Here is a 22,143-nt window from a genome sequence, read left to right as displayed (position 1 = left end):
CGCCGCATCGGGTCGGTTGAACTGCGAGGTATGCGAGCTTTGCTCTCACCTCGCCGGGTTCCCCGGTCCGCCGCCGCTCCCCGCTCCCGGAGATCCAGGAGATTCCATGCCTTCGCCCATTGCCCCGACCGCGCTCATCGGCGAGTCCTTCGTCGGTGAGGGCGCCAACGCCGCCCACACGAACATCGTGATCGGACGCAAGGGCGGCCCCGTCGAGACCGCCTGGGCGACGGCACTGGCCACCCCGAGTGCCGGGCACGTGCCGTTCATGACCGTCGTACGGCCGTCCGTGCCGGTGAAGCCGCTGACGCTGTTCGTGGCCAAGGCCGCCGCGGAGGGCGAGCTGCACCAGCGTGCCACCTGGGGTTCCGCGCAGGCCGGTCTCGCGCAGGGGGTCGCGGACGCGGTCGAGGAGGGGCTGGTCCCCGCCGACGACGCGGACGACCTGCTGATCATCGCGGCGGTGTGGGTCAATCCGGCGGTCGACGACCTCGACGTCTCCTTCCGCAACCAGCGCGCCGCCGCGTACGGCGCGGTGCGGGCCGCCGTGACCGGCACTCCCACGGTCGCCGACGTGCAGGCCGCCGCCAAGCAGGGCCCGGCCAACCCGTTCTACACGCCGACCGCCGAGGTGCTCGCCCGATGAAGATCACCGACATCACCCTGGACCGACTGCGCCTGGAGCTGGACCCGCCGTTCCGCGCCGCCTGGGACCCGGAGCCGCGCCGGACCTTCGACGCGACGATCGTCCGCGTGCACACCGACGAGGGCATCACCGGCATCGGCTCCGGCGACCTCATGGACGGCTTCGAGACGTACAAGCACCTGTTCGTCGGCGAGGACCCCCTCGACATCACCCGGCACGTCCGGGCGATCGAGACCGCCAACTTCCACGGCGCGCACTACTGGCCCCTGGAGGCCGCGCTGTGGGACATCATCGGCAAGGTCCACGGCCGCCCGGTGTCGGAGCTCTTCGGCAACGCGGCGAGGAAGCTGCCCGCCTACGCCTCCTCCGGCGAGCTCAAGTCCCCCGCGGAGCGGGTCGCCACCGCCCTGAAGGTCCGCGAGGCCGGCTTCCGCGCCCTGAAGATCCGGATCGACCGGAACCGCGTCGACGAGGGCATCGCCGCGGTGCGCGCCGTGCGTGAGGAGCTCGGGGCCGATTTCGAGATCATGGTCGACCTCAACCAGTCCTGGCGGATGGCGGGCGACACGGCCAACGCCTCCGACCTCGCCAAGACCCGCAAGACCATCGCCCGCCTCGCCGAGCTCGACGTGTTCTGGGTCGAGGAGCCGCTGCCGTACGCGGACCTGGCCGGCTTCAAGCGGCTGCGCGCCGAGAACCCGGGGGTGCGGATCGCCGCGGGCGAGATGCACCACTCCCCCACCGAGCTGCTGCGTTACCTCGAAGAGGACGCCCTCGACATCTACCAGATGGACGTGGTGCTCGCGATCGGCATGCAGCGCGCTCGCACCCTGGCCGAGCTGGCCCATCTGAAGCACCGCCAGTTCACCCCGCACAGCTGGACCAACGGCATCGGCGTGCTCGCCAATCTGCATGTCGCGGCGGGCGTCGGCGGCGGCCCCTTCTTCGAGTTCCCCTACGACCCGCCCGGCTGGACCCCCGAGCGCCGCGACTTCATGCTCGCCGAGCCGGTCCAGGTGAACGCCGAGGGCGACCTGGAGATCCCGGACAGGCCCGGGCTCGGCGTCGAGCTGGACGAGGACGCGATCGACCGCTGGAGGATCAAGTGACTTACACGATCGAGGAGTTGCTGTCACGCTCGTACGACGAGTGGCTGGCGGCGGCGGGCAAGCTCTCCTTCGAGACGCGCCCGTTCATCGACGGCGCCTTCACCGACGCCGCGTCCGGCGACAGTTTCACCAGTGTCTCGCCCCGTGACGGCGCGGTGCTGGCCGAGGTGCAGGCCGCGGGGGGCGAGGACGTCGACCGGGCGGTACGGTCCGCGCGCGCCGCCTTCGAGGACGGCCGCTGGCGCGACCTCGCGCCGAAGGAGCGCAAGCGGATCCTGCTGCGCTGGGCCGAGCTGATCCGAGCGAACGCCGAGGAACTGGCGCTGCTGGACACGCTGGAGATGGGCAAGCCCATCACCGAGTCGGTGCGCATCGACGTGGACAAGGCCGCCGAGACCATCGCCTGGTACGCCGAGACCCTCGACAAGACCTACGACGAGGTGGCCCCGACGCCCGGCGACGCGCTGGCGCTGATCACCCGTGAGCCGCTGGGTGTCATCGGTGTCGTCGTGCCATGGAACTACGCGCTGCTGATCGCCAGTTGGAAGCTGGGCCCGGCACTCGCGACCGGCAACAGCGTCGTCCTCAAGCCCGCCGAGCAGACCTCGCTCGCGGCGCTCCGCCTGGCGGCGCTGGGCACCGAGGCGGGGCTGCCCGACGGTGTGTTCAATGTGGTCCCGGGCCGGGGTGAGGTCGCGGGACAGGCCCTCGGCCGGCACTCCGAGGTCGACAAGATCGCCTTCACCGGCTCGGCGGAGGTGGCCCGGCTCTTCCAGGTGTACGCGGGCGAGTCCAACGGCAAGCAGGTCGCCGTGGAGGCGGGCGGCAAGTCGCCGCAGCTGGTGCTGGCCGACGCCGACATCGAGGCGGCCGCGTCCGCCGTGGCGTGGGGGATCTTCTACAACGCGGGGCAGACCTGCAACGCGGGTTCACGCGTCGTCGTCCACGCGTCGGTGAAGGACCGGCTCCTGGAAGCCGTAGGGCGGATCACCGCCGAGACCTTCCGCGTCGGGGACCCGCTCGACCCGGCCACCGTGATGGGGCCGATCGTCGACGAGGGACAACTCGCCAAGATCCTCGGCTACATCGAGCGCGGCAAGGCGGACGGGGCGCGCGTCCTGCTCGGCGGCGGGCGCACGCGCAGCGAGTCCGGCGGCACCTTCGTCGAACCGACCGTGCTCGACGGCGTGGACAACACATCGGCCGTGGGGCAGGAGGAGATTTTCGGTCCGGTGCTGGCCGTCGTGTCGTACGACGGTGACGTCGACGAGGGCGTACGGCTGGCGAACCAGAGCGACTTCGGGCTCGTCGCCTCCGTCTGGACCCGGGACGTGAAGGTCGCCCATCGCACCGCCAGGCGGCTGCGGGCCGGCACGGTGTGGATCAACACCTTCGACGCCAGCGACGTCATCACCCCCTTCGGCGGCTTCAAGGCCACCGGCGCGGGCCGTGACAAGTCCCTGCACGCGCTGGACGCGTACACGGCGCTCAAGACCACCTGGATCGACCTGGCCTGAACGGCCATCCCCCAATTCACCTGTATTTAGCGAGGACATCGATGAGGATCGGTTTCATCGGCCTGGGCAACATGGGAAGCCACATGGCCCGCCATCTGATCCACGCGGGACACCTGGTCACCGTGCACGACACCCGGCCCGAGGCCGCCGTCGGGCATCTGGCGCTCGGCGCCCGCTGGGCCGACACTCCGGCGGAGTGCGCGGCCGACGCGGAACTGCTGGTCACGATGCTGCCGCACCCGCGCGCCGTCGAGGCGGTGCTGCTGCGCGGCGGTGCCGCCGAGGCGCTGCCCGAGGGTTCCGTGTGGATCGACATGTCGACCTCCACGCCGGCCGCCGCGGACCGGATCGCCGCCGAGGTGCTCGACCGGCGCGGGGTACGCCGCCTGGACGCCCCCGTCAGCGGCATGGCGCGCGGTGCCGAGGCCGGGCGGCTGCAGATATTCGTCGGTGGGACGGCGGACGACTTCCGTATGTGCCTGCCCGTGTTCGAGACCGTCGGCGACCCCGACAAGGTGCTGCACGTGGGCCCGCTCGGCGCCGGCTACTCGGTCAAGCTGATGATCAATCTGCTGTGGTTCACCCATCTCGTCGCCACCTCCGAGGTGCTGGCCATGGGCACCAAGGCCGGCGTGGACCTGGGCGTACTGCGCAACGCGCTGCTCGCCAGCCCGGCCGCCTCGCACTTCCTGGAGCACGACGTCCTGTCCGTGCTGGTCGACGGCGACTACGACGACTCGTTCGCCATGGCCCTGGCCTGCAAGGACCTCGGGCTCGCCGTCGATCTCGGCCGCGACGTGGGCGTCTCCACCGAACTGTCCGCCCTCGTGGAGCAGATCTTCCGCCGCTCCAGGGCCCAACACGGCGACCTGGCCGGGGAGATGAGTCCGGTCCGTCTCTACGAGGCCCTGGCCGAGCGGGAGTTCCGGCTCCCGCGCCCGGAGGAGGCCCTGCTGAGCACCGCCTGATCCACCGGACCGCATCTCCCCTACCCGCCGCGTTTCCAGGAGCCGTACGCCATGGGCGAGTCCCTCACCAATCAGCTGGCCATCGATCCCACCTGCCGTATCGAGTTCGGCCCCGGCCGCCTCACCCATCTGCCGGAGCTGGTCTCCTCCCTCGGTATGAACCGCGCGTTCGTGGTCACCGACCGTGGTCTGCGGGCGGCCGGCATCGTCGACCAGGTGCTCAAGGTCCTGGACGCGGCGGGCGTGGAGCACGGGGTGTACGACGGGGTCGGCGCCAATCCGTCCACGGACAACGTCGACGAGGGCGCCGCCCGTGCGCGGGCATTCGGCCCGGCGGTCGTCGTGGCCCTGGGCGGCGGCTCCGTCCTCGACGCAGCGAAGGGCATCTCGCTGCTGGTCGGCAACACCGACGCGGCGGCGGCCGACGCGGACGCCCTGTGGGAGGCGCTCGACGGACTGCCGCTGATCGCGATCCCTACCACCTCGGGCACGGGCGCGGAGACCAACGGCTTCGGCGTCATCGAGGACACCGTCGCCTGTCGCAAGGTCTACCTCGGCCACCCCTCGGTCAAGCCGCGGATCGCGCTCCTCGACCCCGAGCTGACGCTCGGCCTGCCCGCCCGGATCACGGCGGCCACCGGCATCGACGCCCTCGTGCACGGCATCGAGTCCCTGGCCTCGCGCGGCGCCAACCCGGTCTCGGTGGCGTACGCGAGCCAGGCGGTGGCGATGGTCGGGCGCTGGCTGCCGGTCGCCCACCGCGACGGCTCGGACCTGGAGGCACGCGCTCAGCTGATGCTCGGCGCCCACCTCGCGGGCCAGGCGCTGACCATCTCCGGTCTCGGCCTGGTCCACGGCATCGGCCACGCCCTGACCGCCCACACCGGCACCCCGCACGGCGTCGCCCTCGCCGCCGTCCTGGAGGAGGTCCTGGAGTTCAGTGCTCCGGCCGCCCAGGAGGCCTATGAGCAGACCGCCCGCGCGCTGCGCCTCGCCCCGCCCGCCGACGGCGACTGGGCCCGCGCCGCGATCGACGCGGTCCGCGAGATCTCCGGCACCGTCGGCATCAAGCAGCCCCTGCGCGAACTCGGGGTTCGTCCCGACCTGTTGGGTCCCATCGCCTCCGGCGCCCTCGCGGACGCCGTGACACGCAACGCACCGCGACAGCCCACCGAGCAGGAGATCCTCGGGATTCTCGACGCGGCCTATTAGGGCCGCCCTGCCCTAGGCCGGCGTGATCACCACCGTGACGGTCCGGTTCCGCGCGGCGCCCGCAAAGGGGGCGTCGCGCTGGTCCGCGCTGGCGGTGGTGAAGTCGGTGAGAGGCCTGCCGGCGGCGGCGCTCAACTCCCGGGCGGCGATGAGTGCTCGCCAGAGCGAGAGGACCGAGCCGCCGCTTCTCGGGGCGCCGGGAACGGTGGCGGTCTGACCGTAGATCTCGATCCGCGCCTTCCGTCCCGCGAGGCGCTCCCCCAGCACGGCGAGCCGCTCGGCGCCGACCGGGGTCAGCTCGGCGCCCTCCGAGAAGAGCCCGTCGGCGAAGGCGACCTCCACGGAGCCCTCCCGCACCACGGGGCTGATCCCGGGCGCCCGCAGCGCGTCGGCCAGCGCCGTGGCCGCCTCCGCCCGGCGGGCCGTCTCCTGGGTCCGCTCCCGTGCCTGATCGGCCCTGCGTTCGGCGTCGAGGCGCTCGGCGAGCCGCTCCGCCCGGTCGGCCTGCGAAGGGCCCGGCTCTCCCGCCGGTCCGTCGGCGCCGTCGGTCAGGGCGACCGTGCCGACGGTGATCGCGGCCACGGCACAGACCGCGGCGGCCAGGGCCGTTCCGGCGCGATGCCGGGTGAGTGCCGCGCGGGGCCAGCGCCGCCCGAGCCGGTCGATCCTGGCCAGCCCGGCCGCGGCCGCCGGATCCCGCGGGTGCCGCTGCCGGACCCGGCGCCAGTACTCCGCCGCCTGAGCCAACTCCCCTCGCTGGGCGTGCAGTCGGGCGAGCAGGTCCAGTACGTCCGGATGGGCCGCGACGGCGGGATCGTCCGCCTCGTGCAGCAGCCGCAGGGCGCCGTCGAGGTCACCGGAGCGGGCCGCCGTCCGGGCACGCGAGACGAGCAGGGCGAGCCGGAGCGGGTCGGCGGCAGGGGTTGTGGCGCTGACGCCGTCGGACGGCGTGCGACGGGACTCCGCGCCGTCGGGCCCCGGTTCGCCCGGCCTCGTGCCGTCCGCCGCCGGGAACGCGCCGGACGCGACGCCCGCCGGAATTCGGGATATGGACACCGTCAACTCCTTGTGTCAGCAGGCTAGTTGATGCCGCCGGAGAGCCGCTCGGCCTCTTCGGCGGCGCCGGGCGGCAGCAGCCGGCGCAGCCGCTCGTTGACCCCGGCGAGGGCGCGGCGGTCTCCCGCGGCGACGGCGCGGCGGCCCTCCAGGATCGCGGCGTCCGCCTGGGCGCGGGAGAACATGTCGTCGCGCATCTCGACCAGGGCGTGGAAGACGACGTACTCCCACTGGTCGGTGCGGCGCAGCAGCTCGACGTGGAACTCCCCGGCCCGCTTGATCAGCCGCCGCAGGTCCGCGGGAGTGGCGTCGTCGCCCAGCGAACTGGCGCGGTCGCGCATGCTCTGCAGCTCCCTCCGGTCCGAGGGGCCGCCGCCGACCTGCTCGACGACGTCCTCGCAGGAGCTGAGCAGATCCCACAACTCGCGTTGCAGGCCGGGGATCTCGATGGCCTGCTCGATGTCGTCGAGCTGGGCCTCCACATCGCGGATACGGCGGTCGCTGGTGACGGCGGCACCTGTGTCGACGGCCGCCGCGTCCACCTCCTTGCGCAGCTGCGGGATGGTCCGCTGCTCCGAGAGGTCCTCCAGCCGGGTCCGCGCCTGCTCGGAGTGGACGTCCTCGGCCTGGTCCTGGAGGAGACGTACCCGCTGCTCCAGGTCGTGCAGTCGGTCCACGAGCTCGGTGTGCTCGGGGGCCAGCAGCTCGGAGCGGTTGATCGTCGCCTCGAACTGCTGCTCCAGCAGGGGGATGTCGGCGGTGACGACGACCTCGCGGTTGCTCGCCTGGATCTCGAAGGTCACCTCGACCTCGCTCTGGGACGGAAGATCGATCCGGATGTCGCGCGGGCGGATCTCGATCAGCCCGACCCGGGTGTTGCGGTCGGCGCGCCTGCGCTCGCCCTCCAGCAGCGGGATGCGGATGACGGCGTCCGGCTGGGCCCGGCGCAGCGGGATGGTCGTCCGGTACGGCTTGGTCACCTGGGCCGGCAGTGTGGTGCCCTTGCGCAGCAGCGGGTCGAAGGTGCCGTCGGCCTTGCCGATGCCGAGGGTGCCGGTGAGCACGGCGTCGCCGGGGACGACGGCCGCGTGGGTGATGGAGAAGGTGTCACCCGCGAGGTTGCGCCGGGTGCCGGCGTTGTCGGTGAGCTCGACGGTGAAGCGGGAGCGGGTGTCGGCGTCGATGGCCACCTCGGTGTAGAAGGTGCCGTCGGTGCCGAGTTCGGTGCGCGGTCCGCGGAACGGTGGCCGGCCGTCGGGGTTGCTGAGGGTGACGGTGAACCTCGTCCAGTCCACCGCGCTGCCGCTGCTCACCTTGCCGGAGACGGGGATGCCGGTGGTGTCGACGGACTGCGTGGGATGGTGCAGCTCGATCGCGAACTCGCCGGGCGCGGCCTGCCCCGCCTTCTTGGGCAGCCGGATCGTACGCGCGAACACGGCGGCTCCGCGGGCGACGACGGTGGTGGGGTCCTGGCTGTGGTCGAGGGGGATGCCGGGCCCTTCGACCGGGTCCGCGAGCAGTTCGCGCAGGCCGGGGCTGAGGGTCGCCCCGCCGACAAGGAGGAGCCGGTCGATGTGGTCGGGGCGCAGGGCGCTCTGGGCGAGCGCGTCGCGGCAGAGCCGGATGGCGCGGGTGTAGTAGGGCAGGGCCAGGTCGTCCAGGGCGCCCCGGGTCAGGGTGTACTCGAAGGGCTCGCTGCCGCCGTTACCGTCGTCGAGGTCGACGGAGATCTCGACCGAACCCGCGCGGGACAGCGCGATCTTGGCGTTCTCCGCCTCCAGCTTGAGCTTGGCGAAGTTCTTGCGCCAGCGCTCGCGGTTGTGGCGGGTGAAGTCCGCAAGGCCCAGGTCCCGGCGGACGGCGGGCGCCAGCAGGTCGTCGACGAGGGCCCAGTCGATGAGCTTGCCGCCGAGGTAGGGGTCACCGGCGTGCTGGATGAGCTGGAGTTCGCCGTCGCGCTTGCTCATCAGGGCCGCGTCGAAGGTGCCGCCGCCCAGGTCGAACACCATCCAGTGGGCGGACTCGGACGCGTCCTGCACTCCGTAGGCGATGGCCGCCGCCGTCGGCTCCTGCACCAGCGGGCAGTGCTCGCCGAGGCCGGCGAGGGCGGCGGCGGAACTGGTGGCGTTGTTCTGGTTCAGGGCGAAGGAGGCCGGGACGGTGATCACGGCCGCCTCCGGCTGCTCGCCGTACTCGTGCGCGGCGTCCTGCCGCAGCGACTTGAGCACCTCGGCGGACAGTTCCTCGGGCGTGAGGGACAGGCCCGTCCGCTGGAAGAGCCGGCCCGCGCCGGCCGCGCCCATCTCCAGCTTGAACTCCGCGTAGGCGTTGTCGGGGTCGCTCTCCGTGCGCTCCCTGGCCCGCCTGCCCACATGGATCACCCCCTCCTTGGGGATCCACACGGCGGAGGGCGAGAAGTCCCAGCCGTCGTTGTTCTTGATGACCCGTACGCCGTCGTCCTCCGCCACCGCGATGGCGCTGTTGGTGGTGCCGAGGTCGATGCCGAAGTCGATGGTCTCGCGCATGGTCGCTCTCCTTGGTCACATGCCGGGGTGCTGTTCGGGTGCGGGCCTGCCGACGATGACCTGGCCCATCTGGATCCGTTCGCCGCGGAAGTAGACCGACGGCCGTACGGTCTCCAGCACGACCTCGCGGTCCAGTTCCGGTTCGTCCTGGAAGACCAGGACCTCCAGGGACTGGCCGGAGTCGAACGGCGAACCGTCGTGCTCCTGGATCTCCAGCCCGTCGTCGGCGAGTGCCTGACGGCTGGCGTTCACCTGGCGGCGTACCTGCCGCAGGTCGGCCGCCGACAGGGCGCCGCCCTGCTGGTCGAGCTTGCGCAGGGCCCGCCACAGGCCGACGGCGGCCCCGAGCAGTGCGTCCGTGCCGGCACCCTGCGGTGTGCGGGCCTGTTCGGCGAGTGCCTCGGCGGCCTCGACGTCGGCGAGCACGGCGGCGGCCCACTCGGCCTGGGCCGGCTCCAGCAGCGGGCGCGGCACACGGAACTCGGGCGGGTGCCTCAACTGACCGAGCGCGGCGCGCACTCGGCGGTGGACTCGGGATGTCACCGGTACCTCCTTCTGCCCGCGTGGATGCGGATCCGCGCGTACCACTGCGAGAGCTTCTGGACGGCGAGGCCGATCAGGCCCAGAACCAGGAAGCCGCCCCACGCCGCCTCCCACCCGTGGACCGCCCACAGGGCGGACAGCACCCCGAGCGCCAGGGCGGCGAGCACACACCCCGGCCAGACACGGTCGGCGGACGGCGCCGAGGACCCTGGAACCGAGCGTGTGGGGACGGCGCTCACGGACCAGTCGTAGATGACGTCCCAGTTGTCCTTGAACGCCTTCACCTGACGCTCCGGGGCGATCTCGTACGCCCGTTCCGCGAGTTCGACCACCGTCCTCTTCTCGGTGGGGCTCGGCCGGTGGAACCGGTAGTGGCCCAGCATCGCGACGGCGAGGTTGCCCACGCCCACGGCGACGGTGTGCGCCACGTCGTCGTACCGCCATTCCGACACGTACGCCCGGACGTCACCGAACCGTTCGAACGCGGGGAGGACCTCCTCCCGCACGATCCGGACGGCGTCCGTGAACCGCTCGGCGTCCTTCCTGTCGCTCACGGACCGCAGTCCGTCGGTGATCTTCTGGACCGTGTCCTCCACGCTCTCCTCGAACAGCTCGGTGAAGAGCCCCGAGAACGCGGCGTGTTCCGTCCAGCCCGCGCAGACGGCGGCCAGCCGCGGCCTGAAGTCCGGGTCGGCGGCCAGTTCCCGGAACGGGGAGACGAGGAGGCGGGGAAGCTCGGCGAGGAAGTCGTCCGCGGAGAGCTCGCCGAGCCGCGGATCGTCCAGCTCCCCGATCCGGTGGGCGATGTGGCGGCGGAACTCGGGGCGCTCCAGCAGCAGTCCCCATGCGCTCGCCGCGCCCTGCCAGAGGATGTCCCGTGCGTCGGTGGTGGCGTGGCTCCGTCCGGCTTCCGCCTCCAGGGCCATGGCGTGGAAGCGCACCGCGTTGTCGTGCTCCTCGTGCACGTCGGCGGGGCAGCCGCACTCCGAGGCCGGTTCGCCCCAGCGCCACAGCAGCTCGTCGACGAGCCGCCGCCGGGGATCCTGGAACTCCTCGAACGCGGCCCGGACTTCGTCCTTCCGGTGCCCGCCCACGAGGGGCGATCCGGGGTCCGGGGGCAGAGTGGCCTCGACCGCGAGCCTGGCCTCCAGCCGCTGCCGGTGCTGCCGTACCGCGCGTCCCTTGGCGTTCGCCGGAAGCCCGGTGACGGCGAAGGCGTTGTCGCGGTACAACCGCGGCCCGGCCAGATCCGTGAAGCGGGACAGGTTCCCGGTGCCGGTCCGGGCGGCGGGCGGCTCGCCCCGCCGGTCGCCCGCAGTCGTGTGGTCCATCCGCTCTCCCAACGTCCGCTGCCCGTACATCGCTCGCCCGTACGTCCCTTCCTCGCGCGTCGGGCCCCTCACATGACCACCCCTCGGCGCCACGTCATCAGCCGCGCCATGTGCCGTTCCCGGAGCCGGGGATGGCGGCTCACTGCCTCTTCCAGCTGGTTCGCGGCATCGGCCAGCCGCCCCGGTGTCCGGGAGAGCTCCACGGCGGCCCGTACCTGCTCCTCGACGGACCGCTCCACCGCCGCCGCGTTCGGGGGCGGTCGCACTCCCTCCGGCGGCCGCAGGGCCTCGGCGCGTGCGGCGACCTCGCGGGCGGTGGCGGGCCGGTCGGCCGGGTCGACGCGCAGCATGTCGACGACCAGCCGGTCCAGTTCGGGCCCCACGCCGTCGTTGAAGGCGCTCGGCGGCAGCAGCGGCCGGTTGAACCGCTCCAGCGAGAAGGACTGCACCGGGTCGCCGCCGTTGTACGGGAAGTGGTCGGTGAGCAGGAAGTAGGCGATGGTGCCCAGCGCCCAGACGTCCCCCGCGCACGAGTAGCCCGTGCCCCGGCGCAGCACTTCGGGCGGCATGTAGGCGACCGTCCCCTGCGCGCTGGCCGCCATCGTCCCCGGGTCGGTCTCCTTGGCCAGCCCGAAGTCGCTCACCTTCACCCGCAGTCCGGACTCGTCGTAGGTGATGAGCACGTTGGCCAGTGACAGGTCGCGGTGCACGATGGGGTGCTGGCGCTCATGGGCGACGGCGAGTCCCTCGGCGGCCTGCCGCAGCACGGCCGTGGCCTCGTCGACCGGTACCGCGCCGGAGTGCGCGGCGACCAGCCGCTCCAGGCTGCCGCCGGCGACGTACTCCATGGTGATGTAGCCGCGCATCCCCTCCGAGGTCTGCACGGTGCCCGCGTCGAACACCCGGATGATGTTGGGGTGTCCCAGGGTGGAGAGGATGCGGGCCTCGTCGAACAGCCTGGAGGTCGCCTCCAGCGAGGCCACGTGCTTGAAGAGCTTCAGCGCCTGCCAGCCGAGGATGTGGTGGCGTACCCGGTACACCTCCGCGAAGGCGCCCTCCCCCAGCCTGCGGTCCACGACCAGCGCCGAGTTGATCCGCTGCGCACGGATCAGCAGTGTCCCCTCCACGCCGGCCGTGTCCCCCGTCATCCGCCGCGCCCCTTCCCGCCTTCGGTCGCCGTCACCGTGCCACGCGTGTCCCGGGACCCCTCCCGGATGCCGGGCGCCGGTCAGGAGTGGGTGACGTCGATGCGGGAGATGCGGACCTCGCCGTAGTTGCCTTCGTCGCACGGCGTGGAGTTGTCGCAGTTGGCCTGTGTGTAGGCGCCCGCCTTGAAGTAGTTGGTGCCGCCGTCGTGGGAGATCGTGGTCTCCGGACGGCCGTTGTAGTACGCGGCGATCTCACCGTCCTCGGCCACGAACCGGGCCTCGAACTCGGTGCCCAACTCGTAGTCGCCGGTGACCAGGTGATGGTGGCGGTCGTCGCCGTCGGTGATGTAGAGGCTGCTGCCTTCGAGGCGGAAGACGGTGACGTCATCGTCCCCGCCGTGCACCTGCGCGCCGACCAGGTACGGCCGTTCCTCGGGCAGAGCCGTGAACGCCTCCTTGACGACGAGGGTGTGGGTGCCGTCCGTGGCGGACCACTCGGCCTCGTCCGCGCCGCCGTCGGTCATCTCCCGCAGTTCGGCGCGCGGATAGCCGGAGCCCGACGTCGTCACACCGTCGACGGCGGCCCGGAACCGCACCGCCTCGCAGTCGTCCTCGGCCCGGAACCAGGGGGCCGCGGAGAAGGCCGCCAGCTCGGGCTGGGTGATCTCGGTGGGATCCTCGTCCTCGCCGGTGGGCAGGGTCAGCTTCCAGTCCGTCAGGTCCAGGACCTCGGCGGGGTGGGCGCACCGGGCGGCCTCCGCCCTCTCGCCGAAAGCCGAGGCGTGGGCGTGGGCGTGGGCGGACAGCGTGAGCGTGGCGGTCGAGACGGCCGCGGTGAGGCCGGCGAGCACGATGGTCCGGGTTCTGGGCATGGCGGGGCTCCTCCGGTCGGGGGTGTGCGGTACGGGCCGACGCGTACCGTAGGCGCGTTTCCCGGGACCCCTCCCGTGCCTCGCCTTTCCCGTCGCGGCCAGGCATGCGTGCGACTGATGAAGGCTCTGGGTAGACAATGCGTACGGCCCGCCGTACGCATTAGGTTCGATCCAGGCGTGCGGCCCTCGACCGGGGCCGTGTGCGTGCCGGACTCGACCGAGGGGGAAGATCCGTGCGTTCCGGGGAGGAGTTCGCCGACCGCTATGTCCTCAGGGAGGTCGTCGGCGCGGGGCGGGGCGGCGATGTGTGGCTGGCGCACGACACGGTGGTCGGCCAGGAAGTCGCACTCAAACCGGAACGGACGCAAGGCGAGAGCGAGACAGCGCTGCGGCGGCTGCTCGGCGAACCGCGCGCCATGGCCAAGTTCCGCGACCATCCCCACGTCGTCACCCTGTTCGACGTCGTGACCGTGCCGCAGGAGGGCCCCGGCTCCCCGACGTACTGGTTCGTCATGGAGTACGTCCCCGGCGGCGGCCTGGACCGGCGGCCGACGGTCTCTCCCGAGCGGGCGGCCCGCATCGGGTCCCAGCTCGCCGACGCGCTGGCCGCCCTGCACGAGGCGGGCATCGTCCACTGCGACGTCAAGCCCGCCAACATCGGCCTCACCCGGCACGGTTCGGCGAAGTTACTGGACTTCGGTGCCGCCTACCGGGTCGGCGGCACCGAGACCATCACCGTCAACGGCCCGTTCAGCTTCACCCCGGACTACGCCGCCCCCGAGCTGGCCCGGGGCAACGTCCCCCGCCCCGCCTCGGACGTGTTCTGCCTGGCCGCAACCCTCTACGCGCTGGTCACCGGAGCACCCCCGCGCGGCGCTGCGGCGGATGACGACGCCGGGGCCGGCCGGAGCGGGGAGGAGATCGAGCGCCTGCGGCACTGGAAGGCCGAGCAGGGCGTGGTCGAGCTGGACGCCGACGCGGTGGGCCCGCTCTACCCCGTCCTCACCGCGATGCTGCGCCGCGACCCTCGGCAACGCCCCGACGCCACCGAGGTCAAACGGCTCCTGGACGAGGTCGCAGAGGCCGAGCCGAAGCCCTCTCGGGACACGGCCACCACCAGGACGGCCACCGGGTGCCCCCGGTGGCGCCGGCCGCTGATCGCGGCGGCTCTGGGCGTCAGTGCCCTGCTGGCCCTGGGGCTCGTGGTCATCCCCGACGGCGGCGACGGGAAGGCCTCACCGAGCGCCGGCCGGAGCAGCCCGGACAAGGTCGCCTCGGACGGCGAGCCGCGCACCCTGGTCGGCGATCCACGCACGGCCGATGTGTGCGACCTCGCCGACCCCGCCGCGCTCGACCGGTTCGGCGACGGGAAGGTGGAAGTCGACGTGGACTACGGCAACTTCGACCGCTGCGACCTGCTGGTCGAAGTCGACGACAAGACCCGTATCGACGTGTCCCTGCGGCTCCTCAAGGGCTCCCCGCCGGAGGGGTCGAAGCCCTCCCGCACGGTCGGGCGGATCGGCATCCTGGAGGAGGAGTCGGAGGGCGACGAGTGCAATCTGCTGCTGACGTCCGACGACGACACCGACGGCACGCTGGTGGGCGTCCGCGTCAATATGGGCAAGGGCTCCGTGGTCGGCGGCGGGGCGACCCTGTGCACGGTCGCCGACAAGGCCGCCGGCAGCGCGGCCGAGGTCCTCGACCGGGGTCCGCTCCCGCGCCGTTCGCCGCCCTACGCGCGCGCCTCGCTGGCCTGGACGAACGCCTGCGCGTTGCTCGACGCCAAGGCGCTGGCCGCGGTGCCCGGCCTCAAGGTCGATGTACCGGACGTCGGCGTGGCGAACTGGAGCTGCGAATGGTCCAGCGACGTCGACGGACTGGACGCCGAGGTGGCCTTCTTCCGCGACCAGCCCAGGTCCGCGGCCGACGGCACGGCCCTCACGCTCAGCGGTCACCGCACCGTCGTGGAACCCGGGGACGACGGGGAGGCCTGTGCGGCCTTCGTCGAGTACCGCAGGTACAGCGGGCAGAACGCCGAGACCGCCGCCGAGATGGTGCGCCTGGACGTCGGCGGGCAGCGGCCCAAGGACGAGCTCTGCGCGATGGCGAAGGACCTCGCGGCCTCGGCCGCCGCCGGACTCCGGGCGCGCTGACCCGGCTACTCGGGCCAGGCCGCGTCGTCCTCCATCAGGTCCAGGTCCGGCGGTACGAGCGTCGTCGACTCCACCAGCCCCTTGATCAGGTTGTGCAGGAGACTGTTGTCGGCGGGGCGGCCCTGGGCCTTGTCGTGCAGCAGCGGGTACCGGAAGCCGGTGCGGTGCAGACGGTGGCGGACGACCTCTATGCGGTGCTCGATCCTGCGCTCGGTCCAGTTGGCGTCCGGGCGCAGATAGCCGAGCTGCTTGGCGGCCGTGGCGTACGTCAGGGGGCGCGGCTCCTCCTCGTACAGCAGATACCGCTGGCCGAGGACGACCAGCAGCAGCCGTTCGTCGTCGTCGAGCGCCCACGTCTCCGGCCGGATGGTCTCGGCCTGCCGTCGTGACACCGGCCCCTGGTCGTCGTGGCCGGCCACATACAGCTCGACCAGGTGTTCGCGGTAGCCGGAGCCCTTCACGAACAGCGGGGTGTATCCGGTGGCGAGCGGGATCGGCTCGGTCGCGAGATGCATCATCTGGCCGCGCGGCAGCCGCACGAGCTGCTGCCCGGTGTTGCGCAGCCACCACAAGCCCTGACGGTACGTCAGCTCACCGTGCCGGCGGCTGACCCGCAGGTCGTCCACGCCGACCCCCAGGTCCACGTCGGGCTTCTCACCGCGCCCGAAACGAACCGTCAGCCCAGGACGGGGCGGGGCGCTGAGCTCAGCGGTGACCGTGCGGGCGTGCAGTGTCCCCGGCGTGGTGGGCGCGACACCACGCGCGAGGCTGGTGGAGAGGGGCATCGCTGGTCTCCTCGGTTCATGGGCTTCTCGGTTCGCGGGCGGGCGTGGACTTCTCGGTCGGCGGGTCATGCGTGAGCATCTCGGTCAGCGGGTCGTGCGTGAGTGTCTCGGGCCGCGGTGTCCCGACCAGTGTCCGCGCCCTTCCCGGGACCCCTCCCCGAACCGGTCGGTCGCCCCGCGGGGTCGGCACCGAGAGAGGGTCAGTAAGCCGACTTCAGCGCCCCTGGGGGAAGCTTCCCGCCGTCCTCCCGGCCCACGCTGCACAGCACCTGACGGAAACCGGCGTCCCACTCCTCGTCCGAGGAGTACCAGCCCCACATCTCGTGCCCCTTGCCGCGGGCCCAGTTGACGCCGTACCTCTCCCGGCAGAGCTGTCCCGCGTCCACGCTGTCCGCCGAGCTGTCGCCCGAGGCCCGGGTCCAGCCGACCAGTTGCTCGTCGTGCGGACCGGCGCAGTTCACCAGCGTCTTGGTGTAGGTGTCGTCGTCGTCCTCCTTGACGTCGATGCAGTCCCCCGGGCCCAGCTGCGTGATGTACACCTCGTCCCCGAACTTGCGGAATTCGCCGACTGGACCGCCGAGCGTGGCGTTCCTCAGGAAGAGCAGACAGGCGGAGGCGGGCGGCTCGCTCTGCCCCGGCTCGGGGTTGAGGACGTACAGCACGGGGTCGGCCATGGTCCCGCGCAACTCCGTGGTGCGCCGGGCGCATTCGTCCCGCAGCGCCTGCGCACCGGATGCCGCGGTGACGCGGTCGAGGGTCGCGATGACCTGGCCCTCGGGATCGTCGTCGTAGCAGTCGACGGTCTTCACCCCGGGCCGCCGCTTGTACTCCCCGTTCTTCCAGTCGGCGTCGACGCACTGCCCGGGCGTTAGTTCCTGACGCAGCCCCGCCTGCCGGCCGTACGGGTACGCGGCGCGGGCCACCGTCGGGGACGGGGTGGCGGCCGCCGTCGCGCCGGCCTGTTGCTCCTTGGCGTCGGCCTTGTCGTCCTGGTAGGCGGCGGCGCCGAGCGCGAAGCCACCGCCCCCGAGGAGCACGGCGGCGAGGGCCAGCAGGAGGGGCGTGCGCCGGCCGAACATCCGGCGATCGGTGCCTGGGGGGCGCTGATGGGTCGGCCACGTCGTGGCGCCGGCGTCGGTGGCGGGTGGGGGCTCGGACCGGTCGGAGCCGGTGAGTGCGGGCACGGGCGCCGACGCGGGACCGTTGGCCGTTCCGGTTCCCGTGGCCTCGGCGAGGAGTTCACGCGCCCGCTCCGCCTGCGTACGGTTCGCCGGATCCTTGGCCAGCAGCCCCATGATCACACGGCCCAGCGCATCGCCGGCCCGCTGCGGGACGGCGGGTTCGGTGGTCAGCGCCGCCATGAGGGAGGCGTCCAGGGTGTCCCGCTCGAAGGGGGAGACGCCCTCGATGGCGAAGTAGAGGGTCACCCCGAGCGAGAAGAGGTCGGTCGCCTGTGTCGCCTCGCCGCCGGACAGCCGCTCCGGTGCCAGGAAGCCCGGTGTGCCGACCACCATGCCGCTCTGGGTGACCCGGGTCTCGCGGGGCCACAGCGAGATGCCGTAGTCGGTGAGCAGGACGCGGCGGTCGGCAGCGCCCGAACGGTCCGGTGCCAGCAGGATGTTGGAGGGCTTCACGTCCCGGTGGATGATGCCGAGCCGGTGCCCGGCGCACAGGGCGTCCAGGGCGGCCGCGCCGATCCCGGCCACCTCGTCGCTCGGCAGCGCCCCGCGCTCCTTCACCGCGGCGCGCAGATCCCGCGTGCCCGGCAGGTACTCCATCACGATCCAGGGGCGGTCGTCGTCCTCGACCACGTCGTACACCGTGATCACGTTCGGGTGCTCGCGCAGCTGCGCCGCCTTCAGGGCCTCCTTGCGCCCCCGGCCGGCGGGGTCGTCGCCACCGGGTCCCGTCCGTTCGTTCGGTACGTCGATCTCCTTGACGGCGACCCGGACCCGGAGTTCCTCGTCCTCGGCCAGCCAGACGTCACCCCCGCCGCCGGAACCCAGCCGCTTCAGCAGCCGGTACCGCCCGGCGATGACCCGTTCCTCCCGCGTCACCGACGCCCCCTTCCTCGCCCGCGCTTGTCGAACGGCCGCTTCCGGATCACCGGACGACCAGCGACCGGAAGGCGTCCTTCACATCGGACTTGGACTCTTCGACGTACCGGGTCGACGGCGGGCCCGGGTCGTGGTCGCCGGAGGAGTAGTACGTGATGGATCCCGGGCAGCCGGCGCCGTCGATCTGGATCTTCCGGTTCATGACGAGCTTGCCGGTGCGCAGCTCGTAGACCTTCACCGGCAGCTCGATCTTGTAGAAGGTCACGTTCGATGTGGAGCCGGAGGAGGTGCCCTGGTACGGGCATGTCCTGACGGCGCTTCCGAAGGTGTCCTCGCCCATGCAGACCACCAGGACGGCGTCGGTGGGGCCGTCGGCCCGCCAGGCCCCGGGGAGCTGTTCCGAGTAGTCGTCGGCGTACTGGTCGTGGGCGTAGAACAGCGCGCGATTGGTGCCCTTGCCGAACGCCTTGGCGCCGCTGTACTTCGCCGGGTCCGAGCAGTACTCGGGCCGTCCGCCGGTGCCCGGCGCGAGCAGGAACCGGACATGGGCGAGCTCGATGTTCTGCGTGGCCTTCCGGACTCCGCTGCGGGCCTTGTCCGCGAGGTCGTCGTCGGGGTACCGGTCGAGCAACCGCTGGTACTGCGAGCGCGCGTTCTCGAAGCTGCTGTCCTCCATCAGCGCTTCACCGCATCCGGCCAGCGCGTCCGGCGCCACCCGCTCGGCGGCACCGGCGGAGCGGTCCAGCACGTCGTGGCTGGGCACGCGGTCCTGGAGCCAGTCGACGACGGCCACGGTGCCGCAGGGGTTCTTCGTCTCGAGCCGGTCGAGGAATCCGCTCAGGGTCGCCTCGACCGCCTTGCCGTTGCCGGGTTCCGAGAGGACGGAGGCGAGCGTGCCGAACCCGTCCTCGAGGGCTTCGGTGTCCCCGCCCAGCGCGGTGGTCAGCTCGGTCCGGGCCGACCGCAGCCGGTCACACGCCCGCACGACGTCGTCGCCGCGAGCGGTCAGCGGAGCGTCGGCGACGCGGTGCCCGAACCACACCTCGTCCTGTGCGCTCAACACCCCTGCGCAGTCCCCGCGTTCGCGGGCCTCGGTGACGCTCCGCCCGACAGCGGCGGCGTCATACCGCAGCAGCCCGACGGCCAGCAGCACCGGCAGCGTGACGGCGAGAGCGGCCAGACGCAGCCCGTGCCTCGCGCCCCGCCCACCACCTCCACGCGCCAGGAACCACCCGTGGGCGACGACAGCCGCCCACCAGACGAGCACGGCGATCTCGTACGACACGTCGGCCGTCGACACCAGCCGGGACACCAGCGTGATGGTCACCGCCAGGGCGACGACGGCGAGTCCGGGCCGGCGCGCGATCAGATAACCGACGCCCAGCAGGGAGGCGTTGCCCAGGGCGACGGCCACGGGGTCGTGTGCCCGGGGCTCGTCCTCGGGCGCGGAGCCCGGTGTGGCGGGTGCGGTGTGGGTCGGGTCGCTCATCCTGTTCCTCCCCCGGTCACGGAACGGGTCCGGTGTCCGCAATGGTCCGGGCCACGGCCCGGGACCGGTCCCGGAACAGGTCGGCGTCACGTCCGCGACCGGTCGGTGAGTCCCGCGAAGGACGGCGATCCGGCCTCCGCCGGACGCGGGCCACAATGGCGGCATGGTGCGCGTCCCGGCGGGCCCGGCAGGGGAGAATGAGGGCCGTACCCCACGGTCGACCTTGCGGAGGAGCGGGAAATGCAGGACGCGCGAGCTGGGCAGGTCGCCGGGCCCGAGGACCTCGTAGATGTGGCCCGTCTGGTCACGGCGTACTACGCGCTGCATCCCGACCCGGCCGAGCCCGGGCAGCGGGTGGCTTTCGGTACCTCGGGACACCGCGGCTCGTCCCTCACGACGGCGTTCAACGAGGACCACATCGCGGCCACCAGCCAGGCCATCTGCGAGTACCGCGCCGCCCGGGGCACCGACGGTCCCCTCTTCCTCGGCGCCGACACCCACGCCCTGTCGGAGCCCGCGCGGATCACGGCACTGGAGGTGTTCGCCGCCAACGACGTGACCGTCCTCATCGACCAGGCCGACGGATACACGCCGACCCCGGCGGTCTCGCACGCCATCCTCACCACCAACCGGTCGCGTACGTCCGGCCTCGCCGACGGCGTAGTGGTCACCCCCTCGCACAACCCGCCCGCCGACGGCGGCTTCAAGTACAACCCGCCGAGCGGCGGCCCGGCCGGTTCCGAGGCGACCTCCTGGATCCAGGACCGCGCCAACGAGATCATCACCGGCGGCCTCAAGGACGTACGGCGCATCCCCTACACCCGCGCGCTGGCCGCACCCGGCACCGGCCGCCACGACTTCCTCGGCACCTACGTCGCCGACCTGCCGAACGTGCTGGACCTGGACGCCATCCGGGCCGCAAGCGTGCGCATCGGCGCCGACCCGCTGGGCGGCGCCTCCGTCGCCTACTGGGGCCGGATCGCCGAACAGCACCGGCTCGACCTGACGGTGGTGAACCCGCTCACCGACCCCACCTGGCGCTTCATGACGCTGGACTGGGACGGCAAGATCCGCATGGACTGCTCCTCGCCGTACGCCATGGCCTCGCTCATCGAGCAGCGCGACCGGTTCGACATCGCCACCGGCAACGACGCCGACGCCGACCGGCACGGCATCGTCACACCGGACGGGGGTCTGATGAATCCCAACCACTATCTGGCCGTGGCGATCTCGTACCTGTTCTCGCACCGGGAGCAGTGGCCCGCCGGCGCCGGGATCGGCAAGACCCTGGTGTCGTCCAGCATGATCGACCGGGTCGCGGCGGACGTCGGCCGGCAACTGGTCGAAGTCCCGGTCGGATTCAAGTGGTTCGTGGACGGCCTGTCCGACGGAACGCTCGGCTTCGGCGGCGAGGAGTCGGCGGGCGCGTCCTTCCTGCGCCGCGACGGTTCGGTGTGGACCACCGACAAGGACGGCATCATCCTGGCCCTGCTCGCCTCCGAGATCACGGCGGTCACCGGCAAGACCCCGTCGCAGCACTACGCCCAGCTCACCGAACGCTTCGGCGCCCCCGCCTACGCGCGCGTCGACGCCCCTGCCTCCCGCGAGGAGAAGGCGCTGCTCGCCAAGCTGTCCCCGCGCCAGGTCACCGCCGACACCCTCGCCGGCGAGCCCGTCACCACGGTCCTCACCGAGGCGCCCGGCAACGGCGCCGCCCTCGGCGGCATCAAGGTCGCGACCGCCAACGCCTGGTTCGCAGCCCGCCCTTCTGGCACCGAGGACGTGTACAAGATCTACGCGGAGTCCTTCCTCGGCCCGGACCATCTGCGCCGAATCCAGGAGGAGGCCAGGTCCGTGGTGCTCACGGCGCTGGCCGCCTGAGGTGGACGAGGCCGGGGTGACGTCGCTGATCGCCGCCGGTGCGGTTAGCGGGCCGCCGCCCGGTCCGTGAGGTCGTAGCCGCCCTTGATCACCTTGGCGTCGGCGGCAGGTGCCATGCACTTGCTCAGCAGCGGTTCTCCGGCCTCGGTGCCGCCGGAGAGCCCGATCCGGCTGGGACCGCTGCCCGCGTCCTCGTTCACGTAGAAGCTGATCCCCATGCGGATCTTCCGCTTCAGATAGTCGTCCCAGGCACCGACGTTGCCCCCGGTGCGCACGATGCGCCCGGTCACGGTGGCGGTGGGGCCGCCGCTGGTCAGGCAGTCGACGTCGAAGTCGCCCCAATTGACCTTCGCGGGCTCGCCGTTGGCAGCGGGGATCCGATGGGAGATGCGGAACGTGCCCCAGGCTTTGTCGGGCCTGGTCCAGCCGGTGCCCTTGAAGGTGGCGTGGGCGTCGACGGTGACCTGGATGTCGTGTCCGGCGTCGGGGTAGTCCATGCGGCCCCGGCCCTTGAGGCTGGAGACGAGGGTTCCGGGAGAGGCGGAGGCCCGCTCGGCCTTGTCGGGCTCCGACGCGGGCGCTTTCGCCGCCGAGGCGATCCCCGCGGTGGTCGCCACCATGGCGGTCGCCGCGAGGAAGGCTACGGCGTGGTGGGGCAGCTTGAATCCGGACATGGTGGAACTCCGTTCGGGGTCGTGGAATCGCAGCGCCGGAGTGCACGAACCTCCGCCATGACCGATCCTGCTCAACATCCGCCCGGCACACGTCAGTCACCGGTCGTGACCTCTTCCGCCGCGCGGACGAGCCCACCGGTGAAGCGATCCCCCTAAGGGCGTACGCGGCACAATGTC

The 22,143-nt window shown here is 72.2% G+C and carries 17 protein-coding genes; 7 read left to right on the top strand and 10 right to left on the bottom strand.

All coding sequences use genetic code 11. The features are described from left to right. Nucleotides 1-106: 106 nt before the first annotated feature. Genes fae through ACFQ6S_RS01415 form a run of 5 tightly spaced genes read left to right on the top strand, consistent with a single transcriptional unit; the run spans nt 107 to nt 5,452 of the window. Nucleotides 107-646, top strand: a complete 540-nt coding sequence (gene fae / locus ACFQ6S_RS01435; protein WP_383401748.1) for a formaldehyde-activating enzyme — start codon at nt 107-109, stop codon at nt 644-646. Beyond that, nucleotides 643-1,755, top strand: coding sequence for a mandelate racemase/muconate lactonizing enzyme family protein (locus ACFQ6S_RS01430; RefSeq protein ID WP_383401746.1), 1,113 nt, complete (start codon nt 643-645; stop codon nt 1,753-1,755). The genes fae and ACFQ6S_RS01430 overlap by 4 nt, the downstream gene beginning before the upstream one ends. Continuing rightward, the gene (locus ACFQ6S_RS01425; protein ID WP_383401743.1) at nt 1,752-3,272 is read left to right on the top strand and encodes an aldehyde dehydrogenase; all 1,521 of its coding nucleotides are present in this window, start codon (nt 1,752-1,754) and stop codon (nt 3,270-3,272) included. Before ACFQ6S_RS01430 ends, ACFQ6S_RS01425 begins: the two co-directional genes overlap by 4 nt. Nucleotides 3,273-3,313: 41 nt before the next feature. Beyond that, nucleotides 3,314-4,240, top strand: coding sequence for an NAD(P)-dependent oxidoreductase (locus ACFQ6S_RS01420; RefSeq protein ID WP_383401740.1), 927 nt, complete (start codon nt 3,314-3,316; stop codon nt 4,238-4,240). A 51-nt stretch (nt 4,241-4,291) separates the two neighbouring features. Next, nucleotides 4,292-5,452, top strand: a complete 1,161-nt coding sequence (locus ACFQ6S_RS01415) for an iron-containing alcohol dehydrogenase family protein (protein ID WP_383401737.1) — start codon at nt 4,292-4,294, stop codon at nt 5,450-5,452. A 12-nt stretch (nt 5,453-5,464) separates the two neighbouring features. On the opposite strand, the gene ACFQ6S_RS01410 is transcribed toward ACFQ6S_RS01415, so the two are convergent. The 6 genes from ACFQ6S_RS01410 to ACFQ6S_RS01385 form a co-directional block, all read right to left on the bottom strand. Beyond that, the gene (locus ACFQ6S_RS01410; protein ID WP_383401735.1) at nt 5,465-6,508 is read right to left on the bottom strand and encodes a tetratricopeptide repeat protein; all 1,044 of its coding nucleotides are present in this window, start codon (nt 6,506-6,508) and stop codon (nt 5,465-5,467) included. 23 nt (nt 6,509-6,531) lie between these two features. Continuing rightward, the gene (locus tag ACFQ6S_RS01405) at nt 6,532-9,033 is read right to left on the bottom strand and encodes an Hsp70 family protein (RefSeq protein ID WP_383401732.1); all 2,502 of its coding nucleotides are present in this window, start codon (nt 9,031-9,033) and stop codon (nt 6,532-6,534) included. A 15-nt stretch (nt 9,034-9,048) separates the two neighbouring features. Then, a complete protein-coding gene (locus ACFQ6S_RS01400; RefSeq protein WP_383401729.1) occupies nt 9,049-9,576 on the bottom strand; it encodes a hypothetical protein in 528 nt (175 codons plus the stop codon). Then, on the bottom strand, nt 9,573-10,907 hold the full coding sequence (locus tag ACFQ6S_RS01395) for a hypothetical protein (RefSeq protein WP_383401726.1): 1,335 nt from the start codon (nt 10,905-10,907) through the stop codon (nt 9,573-9,575). Before ACFQ6S_RS01395 ends, ACFQ6S_RS01400 begins: the two co-directional genes overlap by 4 nt. Before the next feature lie 68 nt (nt 10,908-10,975). Further along, complete coding sequence (locus ACFQ6S_RS01390) at nt 10,976-12,055, bottom strand: serine/threonine-protein kinase (RefSeq protein ID WP_383401723.1); 1,080 nt, start codon at nt 12,053-12,055, stop codon at nt 10,976-10,978. 80 nt (nt 12,056-12,135) lie between these two features. Further along, entirely contained in the window at nt 12,136-12,927 is a 792-nt protein-coding gene (locus tag ACFQ6S_RS01385; protein WP_383401720.1) for a polysaccharide lyase family 7 protein, read from the bottom strand. Between the two features lie 233 nt (nt 12,928-13,160). Between ACFQ6S_RS01385 and ACFQ6S_RS01380 the strand changes: the two genes are divergently transcribed. Then, nucleotides 13,161-15,080, top strand: a complete 1,920-nt coding sequence (locus tag ACFQ6S_RS01380) for a serine/threonine-protein kinase (protein WP_383401717.1) — start codon at nt 13,161-13,163, stop codon at nt 15,078-15,080. Nucleotides 15,081-15,085: 5 nt separating this feature from the next. Here the strand turns inward: ACFQ6S_RS01380 and ACFQ6S_RS01375 are convergent, their stop codons facing one another. The 3 genes from ACFQ6S_RS01375 to ACFQ6S_RS01365 form a co-directional block, all read right to left on the bottom strand. Beyond that, entirely contained in the window at nt 15,086-15,865 is a 780-nt protein-coding gene (locus ACFQ6S_RS01375; RefSeq protein ID WP_383401714.1) for an FHA domain-containing protein, read from the bottom strand. Between the two features lie 200 nt (nt 15,866-16,065). Then, nucleotides 16,066-17,922: a serine/threonine-protein kinase gene (locus ACFQ6S_RS01370; RefSeq protein WP_383401712.1), complete on the bottom strand. Its 1,857-nt coding sequence runs from the start codon at nt 17,920-17,922 to the stop codon at nt 16,066-16,068. Between the two features lie 46 nt (nt 17,923-17,968). Further along, a complete protein-coding gene (locus ACFQ6S_RS01365) occupies nt 17,969-19,411 on the bottom strand; it encodes a tol-pal system YbgF family protein (RefSeq protein ID WP_383401709.1) in 1,443 nt (480 codons plus the stop codon). A gap of 240 nt (nt 19,412-19,651) precedes the next feature. On the opposite strand from ACFQ6S_RS01365, the gene pgm reads away from it, so the two are divergent. Further along, on the top strand, nt 19,652-21,292 hold the full coding sequence (gene pgm / locus ACFQ6S_RS01360) for a phosphoglucomutase (alpha-D-glucose-1,6-bisphosphate-dependent) (RefSeq protein WP_383401707.1): 1,641 nt from the start codon (nt 19,652-19,654) through the stop codon (nt 21,290-21,292). A 44-nt stretch (nt 21,293-21,336) separates the two neighbouring features. On the opposite strand, the gene ACFQ6S_RS01355 is transcribed toward pgm, so the two are convergent. Further along, complete coding sequence (locus ACFQ6S_RS01355) at nt 21,337-21,966, bottom strand: hypothetical protein (protein ID WP_383401704.1); 630 nt, start codon at nt 21,964-21,966, stop codon at nt 21,337-21,339. Nucleotides 21,967-22,143 lie beyond the last annotated feature (177 nt).

It is taken from the genome of Streptomyces sp. NPDC056479 (assembly GCF_042795335.1).
GTDB lineage: Bacteria > Actinomycetota > Actinomycetes > Streptomycetales > Streptomycetaceae > Streptomyces.
Note: the sequence above shows the minus strand (reverse complement) of the source record. Positions and strands in the feature narration are given on the sequence as shown.

Bases quoted from the DNA above. Each gene is read 5' to 3' on its own strand.
- ACFQ6S_RS01395 (WP_383401726.1), bottom strand. From the start codon at position 10,907: ATGGACCACACGACTGCGGGCGACCGGCGGGGCGAGCCGCCCGCCGCC.
- ACFQ6S_RS01355 (WP_383401704.1), bottom strand. From the start codon at position 21,966: ATGTCCGGATTCAAGCTGCCCCACCACGCCGTAGCCTTCCTCGCGGCG.
- ACFQ6S_RS01390 (WP_383401723.1), bottom strand. From the start codon at position 12,055: ATGACGGGGGACACGGCCGGCGTGGAGGGGACACTGCTGATCCGTGCG.
- pgm (WP_383401707.1), top strand. From the start codon at position 19,652: ATGCAGGACGCGCGAGCTGGGCAGGTCGCCGGGCCCGAGGACCTCGTA.
- ACFQ6S_RS01405 (WP_383401732.1), bottom strand. From the start codon at position 9,033: ATGCGCGAGACCATCGACTTCGGCATCGACCTCGGCACCACCAACAGC.
- ACFQ6S_RS01375 (WP_383401714.1), bottom strand. From the start codon at position 15,865: ATGCCCCTCTCCACCAGCCTCGCGCGTGGTGTCGCGCCCACCACGCCG.
- ACFQ6S_RS01385 (WP_383401720.1), bottom strand. From the start codon at position 12,927: ATGCCCAGAACCCGGACCATCGTGCTCGCCGGCCTCACCGCGGCCGTC.
- ACFQ6S_RS01365 (WP_383401709.1), bottom strand. From the start codon at position 19,411: ATGAGCGACCCGACCCACACCGCACCCGCCACACCGGGCTCCGCGCCC.
- ACFQ6S_RS01415 (WP_383401737.1), top strand. From the start codon at position 4,292: ATGGGCGAGTCCCTCACCAATCAGCTGGCCATCGATCCCACCTGCCGT.
- ACFQ6S_RS01430 (WP_383401746.1), top strand. From the start codon at position 643: ATGAAGATCACCGACATCACCCTGGACCGACTGCGCCTGGAGCTGGAC.
- ACFQ6S_RS01420 (WP_383401740.1), top strand. From the start codon at position 3,314: ATGAGGATCGGTTTCATCGGCCTGGGCAACATGGGAAGCCACATGGCC.
- fae (WP_383401748.1), top strand. From the start codon at position 107: ATGCCTTCGCCCATTGCCCCGACCGCGCTCATCGGCGAGTCCTTCGTC.